Consider the following 15,513-nt stretch of genomic DNA (forward strand, 5'->3'; position numbering starts at 1 on the left):
ACGTTACGGAGCGCAGCACGGACCGATCAGCCGCCGATCCGACTAGCGGAACACCCCGGGCAGGCTCAGGGTGGTCAACGTGTCGTCGGACAGCGGGTTGTCGTTGACCATGTACGTCCACGTCGACGTCGGACGAGCCAGCTTGGACAGGTCCAGGCCCGGCTCTTCTTCCAGGACGTTGGCCGTCTCGAACGTCTGTTGCGCCGCCTCGACCGCGTCGGCGGCCAGCGACGCGAACGCGTCGACCGCCAGCCGGTGGAATTCGTCCAGCGGGTTCTGCCGGCCCAGCGCCCGCAGGTGGATGCTTTCCCGGATGTCGGCAAGGTACGCCAGGTGATCGGCCCAGCCGCGGTCGAGGTGATAGAGCATGATCTGGCGGCAGATGGTCTCCAGGCGTTCCTCGGAGATTTCCTCCGTCTCGGCCAGCTCCTCGTAGCGCTTCGGCGCCAGCTCGGCGAGTTCCTCGCGCGCAGTCGCGGTGCGCAGCAACGTGTTTCGCCGATCAACGATGATGGCGCGCTGCTGGGCGATCAGCTGGTTGTAGCGCCAGGTGTTGGCGTGCACGTCCAGCATGCGGCCCTCGGCGACGCGCTGGGCATGGTCGAGCAGTCCGGCCGCCTTGGCGCTGAGGATCTTGCCGTCCTCGTCGGTCTCCATCGGCAGCTTGTTGCGATCGAGGTTGGCGACGACGACGTCGTCTTCCCAGCTCGAGAAGCACACCGAGGACCCCGGGTCCCCCTGACGCCCGGCCCGCCCGCGCAACTGGTTGTCCAGCCGCTCGGTGTGATGGCGGCCGGTGCCGACGACATGCAGCCCACCCAGTTCGGCGACCCTGTCGTGGTCGGCTTCGTCGGACCCGCCCAGGCGGATATCGGTTCCGCGCCCGGCCATCTGGGTGGATACCGTCACGACGCCGTATTTGCCGGCCTCGGCGATCACTTGCGCTTCTTCGGCGTCGTTCTTGGCGTTGAGCACCACCGCGGGCACGCCGCGGCGCAACAGCCGCTCGTGGATGTCTTCGGACTCGGCCACGTCCCGGGTCCCGACCAGCACCGGCTGCCCGGTGTCATGCACGTCGGCGATGTGCGCGACGATCGCGTCGTTCTTGGCCGCGGCGGTGATGTAGACCCGATCGGACTCGTCCTCGCGGATGTTGGGCTCGTTGGGCGGGATCGGCGACACACCGAGCCGGTAGAACTGGCGCAGTTGCTCCCCGGCGGCCAGCGCGGTGCCGGTCATGCCGCACACGGTCGCGTAGCGGTTGATCAACGCCTGCACGGTGATGGTGTCGAGCACCTCGCCGGTCTCGGTCGTCTCGATCCCCTCTTTCGCCTCGACGGCGGCCTGCAGACCGTCGGGCCAGCGCTGCAGCTGCGCGATGCGGCCGCGGGAGGAGTTGACCAGCTGCACCGCGTCGTCTCGGACGATGTAGTGCACGTCGCGGTGCAACAGCACGTGGGCGTGCAGCGCGACGTTTACCTCGGTGAGCGTGGTCACGACGTGTTCCTCGGAGTACAGGTCGATGCCGCCGAGCGCCTTCTCGACTTTTCGGGCACCGACATCGGTCAGGTGCACGTTGCGGCTGTCGGCGTCGGTGTCGTAGTCGGTTTCCGCGGCCAGTTCGCCAACCAGCTTGATGATCTCCAGCCGCGGCGTCTCCCGGTGCGTGGTACCGGCCAGCACCAGGGGCACCAGCGCCTCGTCGACCAGCACGGAGTCGGCTTCATCGATCAGCGCCACATCGGGATTCGGCGAGACGAGGTCGTCGACGTCGGTCACCAGTTGGTCGCGCAGCACGTCGAAGCCGATCTCGTTGACCGAGGCGTAGGTGACGTCGCAGCCGTAGGCGCTCTTGCGTTCCTCGCTGCTCGACTCCGCGGTGATCCAGCCGACCGTCAGCCCCATCGCTTCCAGCAGCGGGCCCATCCACTCGGCGTCGCGGCGGGCCAGATAGTCGTTGATCGTGACGACGTGCACGTGCCTGCCCGCGATGGCGTACCCGGCGGCCGCGATCGCCCCGGCCAGCGTCTTGCCCTCACCGGTGGCCATCTCGATGACGTCGCCGGCCAGCATGCGCAGGGCCCCCAGCAGCTGAACGTCGAAGGGCCGCAACCCCGTTGACCGTTCGCCGGCTTCCCGGGCGATCGCGAGGAACTGCGAGATGTCCTCGGATTCCGCCAGATCGTCGAGGTTCAGCAGCCCCGCCGCCTTGCGCAGCTGCTCGTCGTTGAGACCAGCGGCTTGGTCGTCGTACTCGGAGGAGTCGGTGACTTGCGAGAGGGAGCGGGACCGGTTCTTTTCAGTGCTGGCCCCGAGCAGCCGCCAAAATCGGCTGCTCAGCCGGCCGGGCTGCGCGCGGGTGGTCTTTGACACAGGTCAACGGTACGCGGTGGGCTCCCGCGCACCGCCGAGCCGGCCCGTCAGCCGAGGTTGGATCGGCGCGGGTAGGCGATGCTCGGGTCGGTGAGCACGTTGACGACGGACGGCAGACCGCTGGCGAAGGCGCGTTGCAGCGCGGGCCGCAGCTCGCCGGGCGCGGACACCAGCTCGCCATGGCCGCCCAGGGCGCGCACCACTTCGTCGTAGCGGGTGCCCGGGCGCAGCTCCGCCACCACCGAGTAGCCGTAGATAGCCTCCATCGGGTGTTTCTCCAGGCCCCAGATACCGTTGTTGCCGATCACCGAGACCACCGGCACGTTGTGCCGGACCAGGGTGTCCCACTCCATGCCGCTGAAGCCGAACGCACCGTCACCCTGCAGCAGGACGACCTGACGGTCGGGCCGGGCAAGCTTGGCGGCCAGCGCATAGCCGGGGCCCGACCCCAGGCAGCCGAAGGGGCCGCTGTCCAGCCAGCAGCCCGGCAGGTAGCTGTCGATCACCCGGCCGGCGTAGGACCCGAAGTCGCCGGCGTCGATCACCACAATGGCGTCGCGGTCCAGCAGCGGCGCCAGCTCGGCATATACCCGCATCGGATGCAGCGGGGCTCGGTCATCGGCGAGCTCGGCCCTTTCCCCGTCGCGCGCCGCCGTCTCGGCCGTTCGCAACTCGTCGATCCAGCCCTGATGATCGCCCGACCCGGTCAACGCCGAGAGGATCGACGTCAGGTCGCCGTAGAGGCCGGCCGCGATCGGCCGCGGATGGGCGCGCGCGGGCTCGGCCCGGTCGGCCACCACGAGCTCGGTGTGCTCGCCGAATACCCCGCCGAAGCCCAGCCGGAAGTCCATCGGAACGCCGACGACGAGCGCAACATCCGCCTCGCGCAGCGCCTTTCCCCGCGCCCGCGAAAAGGCCAGCGGGTGGTCGGCCGGCACCACGCCACGGGCCATCCCGTTCATCAGCACCGGGATCCGGCGTTGTTCGGCAAGACGCAGCAACGCTGCCTCCCCATGTCCCCACCAGACGTTGGTGCCCGCCATGATGACCGGCCGCTGCGCGCCGGAGAGCAGGCTCGCGGCCCGGTCCAGGGCGTCAGGATCGGCACTGCGGGCGGCCGGTGCGTCGGCCAGCACGCCGGGCAGGCCTCCAGCATCGGGGTCGTCGGACGTGGAAAATGCGTAATCCATGGGAATGTCGACGAACCCCACTCCCGAGGGGGCGCCGACGGCGGCGCGCAGGGCCGCGTCCACCAGCCGGCCGGCGTCGTCGGCCGATTGTGCGGTGGCCGCGAAGCACGCCAGCGGAGCCACGAAGGGCACGTGGTCGATCTCCTGCAGCGACCCCATGCCCCAGCGCCCCGCCGGCGCCCGGCCGCCCAGCACCACCAGCGGCGACTGGTTCTGCTGTGCGGCCGCCATCGCGCTCATGCCGTTGGTGACGCCGGGGCCCGCGGTCAGCGCGGCCACGCCCGGCACCCTGGTCACCTTCGACCAGCCCTCGGCGGCAAACGCCGCGGTCTGCTCGTGGCGGGTGTCGATCAGGCGGATACCCTCGTCGCGGCAGCCGTCGTAGATCGAAAACAGGTGGCCGCCCGACAACGTGAAGATCGTGTCGACTCCGCTGGCCTTGAGGCGACGGGCGATGAGGCGACCGGCATGTACGGTCTGGCTGGACGGAGCGTCGATGCTCATCTCGGCAGCCTATCCGCCATCCTCGGGTACGTTCGCGGGGAACTATCCACCGTGAGGCTCCCGCGGATGCCTCACCACTAAGGAGACGCCGAAGTTGGGCCCGAAGCTGTTCAAGCCGTCCATCGACTGGTCGGCCGCGCTCACCGATTCCTTGAGATGGACCGCCATCGCCTGGGTGGTCGGCGCCATCTGCCTGCTGATCGTGCTGGCCGTGTTCCGGTATTTCACCCCGTGGGGCAGGCAGTTCTGGCGGATCACCCGCGGATACTTCGTTGGCCGGGAAAGCCTCAAGGTGTGGGTGATGCTCGGTGTGTTGTTGCTGTCCGTGCTCCTGGCGGTGCGCATCACCGTACTGCTCAGCTACCAGGGCAACGACTTGTACACGGCGGTGCAGAAAGCGGTCCAGGGCACCGCGGCGGGCAACGACGAAATCAGAAACTCTGGCATTCATGGCTTTTGGATGTCGATCGTGATCTTCATCGTGCTGGCGACCTTGTATGTCATTCGCTTCATGGCCGACATCTATCTGACCCAGCGCTTCATCATCTCCTGGCGCATCTGGCTGACCGCGCATCTCACCGACGACTGGCTGGAGGGCCGGGCCTACTACCGAGATCTGTTCATCGACAACACAATTGACAACCCGGATCAGCGTATCCAGCAGGACATCGATATCTTCACCGCCAATGCCGGTGGCACGCCGAACATCCCGTCCAACGGTACGGGCAGCACGCTGCTGTTCGGCGCCGTCAATGCGGTGGCCTCGGTGATTTCGTTCGCCGCGATTTTGTGGAACCTGTCCGGGACCATCACCGTGTTCGGCGTCGAGTTTCCGCGGGTGATGTTCTGGACCGTGTTGATCTACGTGCTGATCGCGACGATCGTCGCGATCTGGCTAGGACGCCCGCTGATCTGGCTCAGCTTCAACAACGAGAAGCTCAACGCCGCGTTTCGTTACGGCCTGGTGCGGCTGCGGGATGCCGCCGAAGCCGTGGGCTTCTATCGGGGCGAGCGCGTCGAGCGTACGCAGCTGTGGCGCCGGTTCACCCCTATCATCGCCAACTACCGTAAGTTCGTTCGCCGGACCATCATCTTCAACGGGTGGAACTGGTCGGTGTCGCAGGCAATTGTTCCGCTGCCGTGGGTGATTCAGGCGCCGCGGCTGTTCTCCGGCCAGATCGATTTCGGCGACGTCGGCCAGACCGCGACGGCTTTCGGCAACATTCACGACTCGTTGTCCTTCTTCCGGAACAACTACGACGCGTTCGCCGCTTTCCGCGCGGCGATCATCCGATTGCACGGATTGGTCGACGCCAACGCCCAGGGCCGCGCGCTGCCCTCGGTGCTGGTCAAGCCGAGCCAGGAGACGACGGTCGAGCTTGCCGGCATCGAGGTCCGCACGCCCGCGGGGGATCCGCTGATCGAATCGCTCGACGTCGAGCTGGACACCGGTGACTCGCTGGTGATCACTGGGCGTTCCGGCGCGGGCAAGACCACGCTGCTGCGCAGCCTGGCCGAATTGTGGCCGTACGCGTCGGGGACACTGTGCCGCCCGGAAGGCGACAACGCGACGATGTTCTTGTCGCAGTTGCCCTATGTGCCGCTGGGCAGCCTGCGGGAGGTGGTGTGCTACCCGAACTCGCCGGACGACATCGCCGAGGACACCCTGCGCGACACGCTGACCAAGGTGGCGCTCGCCCCGCTCGTCGAGCGGCTGGACGAAGAGCGGGACTGGGCCAAGGTGCTCTCGCCCGGTGAGCAGCAACGCGTCGCGTTCGCCCGCGTCCTGCTCACCAAGCCCAAGGCGGTGTTCCTCGACGAGGCCACGTCGGCGCTCGACGAGGGTCTGGAATACGCCCTGTATCAGCTGCTGCGCAGTGAGCTGCCGGACACGGTCGTAGTCAGCGTCAGCCATCGTCGCGCGGTCGAGCAGCATCACGCACAGCAGCTCGAACTGCTCGGCGACGGGGCGTGGCGCCTGCACCCGGTGGAAAAGCGCCCGGCCCAGGTCTAGCGGCGCGCCGGCGCTGGGCTAGTGGGCAGCCGAAGCCGCGTGCGTTCCGGCGCGGCGGCCGAAGAACGATCCCTCACCCAGCTGCGTGCCGCTGGCGTAGCCCTTGCCGTCCTGGGCGATGTTCGACGCACACGCCCCGACCGCATACAGACCCGGCACCACGGTGCCGTCCTCGCGGAGCACCTCACCGTCCACGGAGGTGGCCAGTCCGCCCATGGTGAAACCGGCGTACATTGCCTTGCCCAGTGACATGTCGAAGGCACCCCAAGGGCCTTTGTCCTGGGCCGCAAGGAATTCCGGCTGCTTGTGGAAGTCGGGGTCTTCGCCCCGCGCGGCATAGGTGTTGTAGCGATCCAGCGTGGCGACCAGATTGCCCTGCGGGATCCCCAGCGCCGATTCCATCTCTTCGACCGTTTCCCAGCCGTCGATCAGCGGGACCAGCGGCATGGTGGGGTGCTGCAGGTGCGCCTCGTCGACGATCAGGAACGCCGCGCTGTCGGGCTGATCCATGATGAAGCCCGCGGTCCTGGAGTGATAGGAGTCTTCGGCGACGAAGCGCTGTCCGAGCTTGTTCACCGCGATCCCGGTCAGCAGGATCGAGGGCGGGTACGGCGGAGCGGTGATGAAGATCTGATCCATATGGTGGATGGCGCCGCCGACCGACACACCCAGCCGGATACCCAGGCCGTCGTCGTATGTGTTGCCGAGCACGAATGGTTTCTCCGCGAGTTTCGGCGTGTACGTGGCAACCATGTCGGGGTTCATCACGAAGCCACCGGCAGCGATGATGATCGACTTTGCTTTGATCGCACCGGTTTCGGAGAACTGCTTCCACGTCACGCCGGTCACGGCGCCCGAATCGTCGACGATCAGCTCGGTGGCGCCGGTCTCGTAACGGATTTGCACGCCCAGGCTTGCGGCCCGTTTGAGGAGCAGCTCGATCACCATGCTGGCACCGCCGGTGTCGCCTGGCACCGGGACCTTATGGCCGCGCGGCGCGGGGACCGCCTTCTCCAGGAACGGCCACACCTTCTCGTTGCCGGTGAACATCAAGCCCTCGGTGTTGGGCTGGATCACCGCCTTGCCCGGAAAGTAGCTGCGCTCGAACTGGAACCCCAAATCCTCGAGCCAATTGAAGTGCTCAACACTGCCGTCGCAGTAGGTGCGGATCTTCTCGTGGTCGGGATCGCGGGACACCGCGACCAGGTACTTGTACATCTCCTCGGGTGAGTCCGCGTGGCCGGTCGCCTGCTGCACCGCGGTCCCGCCGCCCAGGTAAAAGTGGCCTCCGGCAAGCGAAGTCGTCCCGCCCGCCACCGCGGCGCGCTCGAGCACCAGCACCCGTGCGCCGGCCGCGGCCGCGCTCACCGCAGCACACCCGCCGCCGATGCCGAAACCGATCACCAACACGTCGACCTCGTCCGACCAGGACGTCACGGTGTCGGCGCTGACCGTTGCTGGAATCTCGGTGCTCACTGCTGCTCCTGTTTGATGTAGTCGTAGAACGCCCGCATGTCGGGCGAGATGTAGGCGATCTCCAGGTACGGCACCGCCGCTTGTGGCGCGGATAGATAAGCGAATTGGATTCCGCCGGGCATCACGCCCTGCTGCACCACCGCGGCGCCGCGGTCGGCGGCTTCGGCCAGCGCCGCATCGAATTGCTCGGGGCTTTCGGCCTCCGTGCAGATGTGGTGCAAGCCCGGCCCGGAGTCGCGCAAAAAGTCACTATAGACACTCTGCCCGCTGACCGGTGAGATCAGCTCCAGCTGCATGTCTCCGAGATAGCTCAGCGAGATGCCGGCGACGAAGTCGGCCGGCTTCCCGTAATAGCTGCAGCTGTCCGGAGCAAAGTGCACGTCGGGTATCCGTATCCATTTCCGCGCGCCTAACAGCCCGGTGAGGGCCGTTTCAGTGGCGTCCAGATCCGGGGTGACCCACGCGATCTGCATTGGTATTGCAACTGGGAGCGTCATCGTCAGGCAGAATAGCCCAGTCTGTCGACGGGCAGAAAGGTCCCGGAAAGCCTTTGCCGTGATCGGCCGCATCGCGGCGGAGAAAGTCGAATGAACACGTTCTAATTCGGGCCTGTCGCGGCGCGGCCGACGGAGCACACCATCAATGTTGGGCCAGCAAATCCACCAGTAGCCGAAGCTGCGTGTCGAAGAGGGACTCGGGATCGGTCAGCGTGTCCGCGCCGTACTGGCCGAACACCTCAAGGCTGATGGCGCCCAGTACGCCGGCCCAGAACAAGAAGCATTTGGCGATGACGGAATCATCTCCGGGAAATGCGAATTCGTGGCGGATTCGTTCAAAGTCCGATGACATCGGTTGTGGCGCAAGGGTATTGGTGAGCCTGATGTCGCCGGTCGCGATTCCGGCGGCGATGGCGTCGAAGATCGCCCCCACCACGCGGGTGCCGACCCCCACGGTGCGCTCCGGTGGTGCGTGATACCCCGGTACCGGGCTGCCGTACAGCAAGGCCCACTGGGCGGGGCGCGCGACCGCCCATCGGCGCGTGGCATGGGCGATGGCGATGACGTCGTCGCTCCACAGTTCGTCGGCGGTTTCCCGGGCGCGGTCCACGGTGTCGGCCAGGTCGGAGTAGGCGTCGATGAGCAGCAGGGTCAGCAGCTCGTCGCGGCTGGACACATATCGGTAGACCGCCGAGGACACCATGCCCAGGTCGCGGGCGATCGCGCGCAGCGACAGCCCCGCGGCGCCGCGGTCGACCAGGTGGCGGCGGCCCAGCTCGACGATGCGGGTCTCGATTTGTTCGCGCGATTCCTGGCGTTTGCCCACGTTGACAGTCTGACACAATCGAGATCACCGCTCTTGCTTTTTATTATGGTGTGTGGCACGGTGAACCCGATAGAGAGCACTGCTCTCAGAGCTGTCGAGACCCGCCGAGAGGATGCCGTATGTCCACCCGATACGAGGAACCGAACCGTGTCGCCCGAGCCGGCAACGCGGTCATCCGCGCGCTCGCCGAGCTGGGGATCAGCATCGCGGGCACCCGGGCACTTCGCGTCCGCGGTCGCAAGACCGGGAAATCGCGCGCCGTGGTGGTCAACCTGCTGACCGTCGACGGGGTGGACTACGTCGTCTCGCCCCGGGGCAACACTCAGTGGGCCCGCAACGCCAGGGTTGCGGGTTTCGTCGAGATCGGGTCGCGCTGGCGCCGCCGGCGCGCCGAGATCACCGAGGTCAGCGACGACGCCAAAGCCGAGCTGTTGAGGCGCTACCTGGCCAGGTGGTACTGGCAGGTCAAGGGCTACGTCGCCGGGCTGACACCGGATTCCGGCGACGAGCAACTGCGCGCGGCCGCACCGTCGATTCCGGTATTCGCCCTGGTGCCCTCCCGCTGAGGAGCGTTAGCGGTGCGTTTGCGGCCGCCATCCAGCCGCCGCGCCGAGGTCCTGTCGGACCTGCTGGGAGGTGGTCTGCCAGGACACCGCCGCGGGCAGGTCTCCCCAGACGCTGTTGAAGATCCCCACGATCTGCGCGGGGCCGCCACCGGCGGTGTACACGGGTCCGCCCGAGTCGCCCGGGTGGCTCTGGACGCCGTGGGACATGGTGAACCACCCGTTGTTCACGCTTTCCACGATTCCGCAGGTCTCACCGGTGACCACACCGAAATGGCAGACCGCCTCGCCGGGATGGGGCACCGAGCTCGGGCTGGATAGCAGGGCACGTCCGCCCGGCAGAATGTTGTTCGCCGGAATGTTGCCGTCCAGCGCGATCGCCTCGTAATCGGTGACCACCTGGTCGGTGGTCACCGTAGCGCCGCTGGGTGTGTCGTCACGAAAGGTCGCGAGATGGCCGATGACGTTGCGATTCACGTCGGTGACGGCCCCCGGGCCGCTGCGGCAATGCCCCGCGGTGTACGCGATCTTCTGGCCCGGATCGACGTAGCCCAACGTGCACATCCGGTTTTCCTGCAGGATTTCCATGCCTGGGTACACGAGTACGGGGTCGGCGTGGGCCGAGGCAGCGGGCAGGCCGGGGATGAATGCCAGGACAGCGACCGATACGGCGAACACGCGCAGTGCCAGGCGATACAGCATTGGACGGACTCCGTTCCGTCGAGGCCGGCGCGCAGGCCGACTACAAATTGAGACTACGTCGTTACTCTTTCGACATCGAGCTTTTCGCGCCACCCGGCGCGAACGTTACTTCGAGGTCGCGAGCCCAGCCGTGTTGCTGATCACGTCGGCGCCTCGCGGCGTCCAACCGGGGGGACCGAAAACGTAGCGGAGCCGGTCCCGCAGCCGGTGCGCCGATCGCCAGTCGTGGGCGATCGCGACGTACTCGCGGACCTGCAGGTTCCAGATGTTGAAGGTGTCAACCTGCTTGGTGAGGCCGTAATGCGGACGGAACATCTCGGCCTGGAAGCTACCGAACAACCGGTCCCAGATGATGAAGATGCCGCCGTAGTTCTTGTCGAGGTAGACCTGGTCCATCCCGTGGTGCACGCGGTGATGTGAGGGGGTGTTGAAGACGAACTCGAACGGCCGCGGCAGCTTGCCGACCCGCTCGGTGTGCACCCAGAACTGGTAGATCAGATTCAGCGACCAGCTGAAGAACACCATCCAGGGCGGAAGACCCAAGAGCGGCAACGGAATCCACAGCAGGACCTCGCCGCTGTTGTTCCACTTCTGGCGCAGCGCGGTCGCGAAGTTGAAATATTGGCTGGAATGGTGAGCCTGGTGGGTGGCCCAGATCAGCCGCACCCGATGGGCGATCCGGTGGTAGACGTAGTAGAGCAGGTCGACGCCAAGGATCGCGATGACCCACGTGTACCACCTGTTGACCGCGAGGTGCCACGGCGCCAGATGCGCATAGATGGCGGCGTAGCCGAGCAGTGCCAGCGCCTTCCAGGCGGCGGTGGTGGCCACCGAAACCAGCCCCATCGAGATGCTGGTCAGCGAGTCGCGGGTGAGGTAGGCGCCGTTCGCGGGCCGTTCGGCGGCCTCGATGCGCTCCAGCTTGCGGGCCGCCGTCCACTCGAGAGCCAGCAGCAACAGGAAAAAGGGAATCGCGAATAGCACCGGGTCCCGCATTTGCGGGGGCAACGCGGTCCAGAACCCGGTGACGTCATGCACACCGATAGATTACGACGGTCGGTCTAGCAGTTGTCGTGATCGCCCGCCGACAGCAACAAGGTGGTGAGTGCGTGGCCGCGGTGGTCGTCATCGGCTCCGGATTTGCCGGGTTGTGGGCAGCGCTGGGCGCCGCCCGTCGGCTCGATGACCTCGCCGTACCGCCGGGCACGGTCGACATCACCATGCTGAGCGCGACGCCGTTCCACGACATCCGGGTGCGTAACTACGAGGCCGACTTGAGCGACAGCCGCATCCCGCTCGCCGATCTGCTCGACCCGGTGGGCGTTGCCCACGTCGCCACCGAGGTGACCGCCATCGACACCGACACCCGCACCGTCACCGCAGCAGGCGGTACGACCTACTGCTACGACCGGCTGGTATTGGCGTCGGGCAGTCAGTTGGTCAAACCCGCCGTCGAAGGCCTGCGCGAATTCGGTTTTGACGTCGACACCCACGACGGCGCTGTCGCGCTGCAACAGCACCTGCGGGAACTGGCGGCCGGTCGGGCGACACCGGCGTCGGCCACGGTGGTCGTCGTCGGCGCCGGGCTGACCGGCATCGAGACGGCCTGCGAACTGCCGAATCGGTTGCACGCGTTGTTCTCTCGTCATCAGATCACTGGCCGGGTGGTTCTGGTCGACCGCAACGAGGTCGGCTCCGACATGGGCGCATCGGCGCTGCCGGTGATCGTAAAGGCGTTGTCGGACAACGGCATTGAGATCCGAACTGGAGTGTACGTCACCGTCGTCAGCGAGCGTGGGGTGTTGTTGTCGTCGGGCGAGCAGCTGGAGGCCGCCACGGTGGTGTGGTGCGCCGGCATGCGGGCCAGCCCGTTGACCGAGCAGCTGCCGGTGGTCCGCGACGCGGCAGGTCGGCTGCCTGTCGACGACTATCTGCGGGTGGTGGGAATTCCCGCGGTGTTCGCCGCGGGTGACGTCGCCGCCGCCCGCATGGACGACAGGCACCTGTCGGTGATGTCGTGTCAGCATGGGCGGCCGATGGGTCGTTATGCCGGCTACAACGTCGTCAGCGACCTGCTCGAGGAGCCGATGTTGGCCCTTCGGATTCCTTGGTATGTAACGGTTCTCGATCTTGGACCGGCCGGGGCGGTGTACACCGAGGGCTGGCAGCGCACGGTGGTGTCACAGGGCATGCAGGCCAAGGCCACCAAGCAGATCATCAACACCCGGCGGATCTACCCGCCGCTGACCGGCAACCGCGCCGACCTGCTGGCCGCGGCCGCACCCGAACTCCAAGCCCGTCCCTAGCCGGTCTGCGCCTGGTCCCCCGCATACCACTGCACCCCGTGCACACCCGACTGCAGGGACAGCTCGGCCACCAAGCTCTCCAGCCGCGCCGGCGTATGGGATTCCATGAGCACGTACACCGTCAGCGTGATCTCGTCGTTTCCGGACGCAGCCGTGTGGATGCCGCGCAGCGCCATGCCATTGCTGCTGGCGAACTGCACGATCTGGGCGCGGGCATACTTCTCGGTTTTTGCTCGGCACGCCACTTGTATTACGTAGGGGTGTAAGCCTTCGTCCTCTGCGCCGGAGTCGTCCCGGTCGATCACCCGGCCCAACGGGCGCCCCACCAGGTGGATGGTGATCACGGAGCCGGTGGCGATCGCCGTGAAGACCAGGTGTCCGGACGCGGCCAGCACGCCGACCGCCGCGGAGCACCACAAGGTGGCGGCGGTGTTGAGTCCCCGGACGTTGGCTCCCTCGCGCAGGATCACCCCGCCGCCGAGGAACCCGATGCCGGACACCACGTACGAGGCGACTCTGGTCGGGCTGCTGTCCTCGGTGGCCACGGAGTACAGCACGAACAGGGTCGCCCCCGCGGCAACCAGCGCGTTGGTGCGTAGGCCGGCCCGACGTGCCCGCCACTGCCGCTCGAATCCGATCAGCGCCCCGCAGCCCACACCGACGGCCAGGCGGATGGCGAAATCGGCGGCGGTCAGCGTCTGCATGGCATGTCGCTCCTTTCCCCCTAGGGCCTGTGCCGGTCAGGCCGGTCGGCAGCTAACCACGCGGAGGTGAACGTGAGATGGACGTTAGCCTTGCCCGTCGCGCCGCGGCCATGTCCGGGTAATCCCCGCGCCGCGCAATGTTGCGCTACTGGGCCGTGGCCCGTGAGGTGTTGCCGAGTTGTTGCGGGCAGTAGTACTTCGCCGAGATCGCTACGAACAGGGTGGCGTGGTCGGCGGTCATTCCGGGGTTGTTGCTCTGCAGGTTCTGGACGACCTCTGGGCCCGGTTTACCGCTGCCGATCCACCCACACACTTGTTTGCCGAATGCGATGGCTCGATCCGGGCTGCTGTAGGTGATGCCGGCATCGCGCACGGTTGCCAGAAATCCGACGTCGTCTGGCCCCGCGCCGGGTTCGCCATACGCGGGTGCGGCAACGCCGATCACTGCGGACAGGCTCAGTAGCGCCAATAGAGGTTTCACAACTCTCCCACCGTCCGCGAGATCGGCCCGGTGTCAGGCCTTGGAGAGCTGGTGCGGGCAGTAGAACTTCGCCGAAATTATCGCGAAATTCGATGCCATCTCCATATCCATTCCCGGATTGTGGGATTTTACGTCGTGAACCAGCTCGAGGCCGGATTCACCGTTATTCAGGCACGAGCACACCGCCCTACCGGCCTGGATCGCCGAACCCGGACTGGCAAAGCTGAAACCAGCTTGGTGCAAAGCAGCCAGAAAGCCGGCGTCGTCACCGTCCGGCTCCGGCGGCGGATCGGCAGATGCCGGCACGGCGAAGCCGATCATCGCGGAAACGCCAAGTAGCGCCAGGAGCGTTCTCATAACTCACCATTCTCTCATCGCGAGCCAATTTACTGCTTGTGCTGCATCATCGAAGGGGCTGCGCCCCAAAGGTTTTCGAATCCTGGACATCTCCTAGCCCAGTTGCGCTTCCGACGGCAGCACTTTCGACTTGTCCCCCTTTTTCAGGTGCACCGCGTGGATGCCCGGCTTCCTGGCCAGCTGCTCGAGCAGCGCGTCGAGACCTTCCTGGTCGACGTTGTGATGCTGCACGCTTTCCGGCTTCTCCGATATCTGCGCGACGAGCCGCTTGAGCTGCTCCGGCGACTGCTTGTCCTTGAGGTCTTTGAGCGACGACATGCGGTTGCGGACCCCGGCCTTCACCACGGTCGGACCGCCGGCGCCCGTCGCGCTGCCTAGCATTCCCGCCAGACCCGCAGAACTGAACAGGCCACCTTCACCGAGCGCGGCGGCCGGCACCGCGTCCGGCCCCGCGGCCGACAGGGCGGCAGCGACCGTCCGGATAGCCGGGGTGGCCGTGGCCCAGCTCGGCGGCACTGACAGCTTGTCGACCAAAGTGCCGGCATTGCCCATGCCGCCTGTCACCACGCCGAACAGCGTGCCCCGGCCGAAGCCCAGCGCTCCGAGCCCGGCTCCTAGGGCATCTTTCGGTAGGGCGGCGTAGGCGAACGGTGGGGCGAACTTAAGCCACTGCGACACAGGGAAGTTGATCAGCAGCCCGATGTCGTTGTACTGGGTGGTCAGGCCGAGCGGCACTTTGAGGGAGTTGTAGAAGGCGGTATAGAAGGCTGATCCGCCTGGCACGGTGTTGAAGAGGTTTGTCCAAAAGGTCTGGTAGTCCGTGGCGAGCTGCGCGAGCCACGACAGTGGTCCGGTGTAGCCGCTGGGCGTGGTGGCCGCGGTGGTCAGGGCCGTACCGGCCGAGGAGCCACTCACCAAGCTCAGCGCACTCGCTTGCGCCGCCGTACCCGTACTGCTGGTGGTCTGCGGCGCCGGGCTGAACTCCGCCAGGCTGTTGGAGGCAGTCGCCGAGGAGGCGAAGTAGTTGTCCATCGCCTCGCCGTCTTGGGCCCAGAATTCGCCGTATTGGCTTTCGGTGGCCGCGATTTCGGAGGTGTTTTGCCCGAAGATGTTCGTTGCCACCAGCTGCGCCAAGTAGCTGCGGTTGGCCGCCACAAGTCCGGGTGGCACCGTCGAGGCGAACGCCGTTTCGTAGGCGCTGGCCGCCTCGGTCGCTTGGCTCGCGGCCTCGTGGGCCTGGGCGGCGGTTTGCTGCATCCAGGCCACGTAGGGGGCGACCGCGCTCGCCAACGCAACTGACGATGGACCCGTCCATGGCTCGCTGGTCAGACCCGAAATGACCGATGAGTACGAGGACGCGGTGGACTGCAATTCAGTTGCCAGGTCGTCCCAGGCGGCTGCGGCGGCCAGCATCGACCCTGATCCAGGGCCGGTGTACATCCTGCCCGAGTTGAACTCTGGCGGAAAAGCTCCGTAAAACATGTCGATACCCCTTACCTGGTGGCCTGCGGTTGGGTGGT

General features: G+C 66.6%; 14 protein-coding genes. 3 read left to right on the top strand and 11 right to left on the bottom strand.

Features of this window, described 5'->3' with window-relative positions; all coding sequences use genetic code 11:
* Positions 1–42: 42 nt before the first annotated feature.
* Both secA2 and MNAB215_RS24410 read right to left on the bottom strand, forming a co-directional pair.
* Positions 43–2,373, bottom strand: a complete 2,331-nt coding sequence (gene secA2, locus MNAB215_RS24405; RefSeq protein ID WP_077081079.1) for an accessory Sec system translocase SecA2 — start codon at positions 2,371–2,373, stop codon at positions 43–45.
* A gap of 47 nt (positions 2,374–2,420) precedes the next feature.
* Positions 2,421–4,067, bottom strand: coding sequence for an acetolactate synthase (locus MNAB215_RS24410; protein WP_077081080.1), 1,647 nt, complete (start codon positions 4,065–4,067; stop codon positions 2,421–2,423).
* A gap of 94 nt (positions 4,068–4,161) precedes the next feature.
* Here MNAB215_RS24410 and bacA point away from each other — a divergent pair, with 94 nt between their 5' ends.
* Positions 4,162–6,081, top strand: a complete 1,920-nt coding sequence (gene bacA, locus MNAB215_RS24415) for a vitamin B12 ABC transporter pemease/ATP-binding protein BacA (RefSeq protein WP_077081081.1) — start codon at positions 4,162–4,164, stop codon at positions 6,079–6,081.
* Between the two features lie 18 nt (positions 6,082–6,099).
* On the opposite strand, the gene MNAB215_RS24420 is transcribed toward bacA, so the two are convergent.
* The 3 genes from MNAB215_RS24420 to MNAB215_RS24430 form a co-directional block, all read right to left on the bottom strand.
* Complete coding sequence (locus tag MNAB215_RS24420; protein WP_077081082.1) at positions 6,100–7,557, bottom strand: FAD-binding protein; 1,458 nt, start codon at positions 7,555–7,557, stop codon at positions 6,100–6,102.
* Positions 7,554–8,054 (bottom strand): VOC family protein, encoded by a 501-nt coding sequence (locus MNAB215_RS24425; protein WP_077081083.1) that lies wholly within the window; start codon positions 8,052–8,054, stop codon positions 7,554–7,556. The genes MNAB215_RS24420 and MNAB215_RS24425 overlap by 4 nt, the downstream gene beginning before the upstream one ends.
* Before the next feature lie 142 nt (positions 8,055–8,196).
* A complete protein-coding gene (locus MNAB215_RS24430; RefSeq protein ID WP_217348945.1) occupies positions 8,197–8,880 on the bottom strand; it encodes a TetR/AcrR family transcriptional regulator in 684 nt (227 codons plus the stop codon).
* Positions 8,881–8,999: 119 nt separating this feature from the next.
* Here MNAB215_RS24430 and MNAB215_RS24435 point away from each other — a divergent pair, with 119 nt between their 5' ends.
* On the top strand, positions 9,000–9,446 hold the full coding sequence (locus MNAB215_RS24435; RefSeq protein ID WP_077081085.1) for a nitroreductase/quinone reductase family protein: 447 nt from the start codon (positions 9,000–9,002) through the stop codon (positions 9,444–9,446).
* Between the two features lie 6 nt (positions 9,447–9,452).
* Here MNAB215_RS24435 and MNAB215_RS24440 read toward each other — a convergent pair whose 3' ends face one another.
* Both MNAB215_RS24440 and MNAB215_RS24445 read right to left on the bottom strand, forming a co-directional pair.
* On the bottom strand, positions 9,453–10,145 hold the full coding sequence (locus MNAB215_RS24440; RefSeq protein ID WP_077081086.1) for an Rv1815 family serine proteinase: 693 nt from the start codon (positions 10,143–10,145) through the stop codon (positions 9,453–9,455).
* Between the two features lie 105 nt (positions 10,146–10,250).
* Entirely contained in the window at positions 10,251–11,183 is a 933-nt protein-coding gene (locus tag MNAB215_RS24445; protein WP_217348946.1) for a sterol desaturase family protein, read from the bottom strand.
* Positions 11,184–11,254: 71 nt separating this feature from the next.
* Between MNAB215_RS24445 and MNAB215_RS24450 the strand changes: the two genes are divergently transcribed.
* A complete protein-coding gene (locus MNAB215_RS24450) occupies positions 11,255–12,451 on the top strand; it encodes an NAD(P)/FAD-dependent oxidoreductase (RefSeq protein ID WP_077081087.1) in 1,197 nt (398 codons plus the stop codon).
* Here the strand turns inward: MNAB215_RS24450 and MNAB215_RS24455 are convergent.
* The 4 genes from MNAB215_RS24455 to MNAB215_RS24470 form a co-directional block, all read right to left on the bottom strand.
* Positions 12,448–13,155, bottom strand: coding sequence for an MgtC/SapB family protein (locus MNAB215_RS24455; protein ID WP_077081088.1), 708 nt, complete (start codon positions 13,153–13,155; stop codon positions 12,448–12,450). The two genes, MNAB215_RS24450 and MNAB215_RS24455, sit on opposite strands and share 4 nt — an antisense overlap.
* A 145-nt stretch (positions 13,156–13,300) precedes the next feature.
* Positions 13,301–13,636, bottom strand: coding sequence for a DUF732 domain-containing protein (locus MNAB215_RS24460; RefSeq protein ID WP_077081089.1), 336 nt, complete (start codon positions 13,634–13,636; stop codon positions 13,301–13,303).
* A gap of 33 nt (positions 13,637–13,669) precedes the next feature.
* Positions 13,670–13,993, bottom strand: coding sequence for a DUF732 domain-containing protein (locus MNAB215_RS24465; protein ID WP_077081090.1), 324 nt, complete (start codon positions 13,991–13,993; stop codon positions 13,670–13,672).
* Between the two features lie 93 nt (positions 13,994–14,086).
* A complete protein-coding gene (locus MNAB215_RS24470) occupies positions 14,087–15,475 on the bottom strand; it encodes a PPE family protein (RefSeq protein ID WP_077081091.1) in 1,389 nt (462 codons plus the stop codon).
* Positions 15,476–15,513: the final 38 nt, after the last annotated feature.

It is taken from the genome of Mycobacterium numidiamassiliense, assembly GCF_900157365.1.
Lineage (GTDB): Bacteria > Actinomycetota > Actinomycetes > Mycobacteriales > Mycobacteriaceae > Mycobacterium > Mycobacterium numidiamassiliense.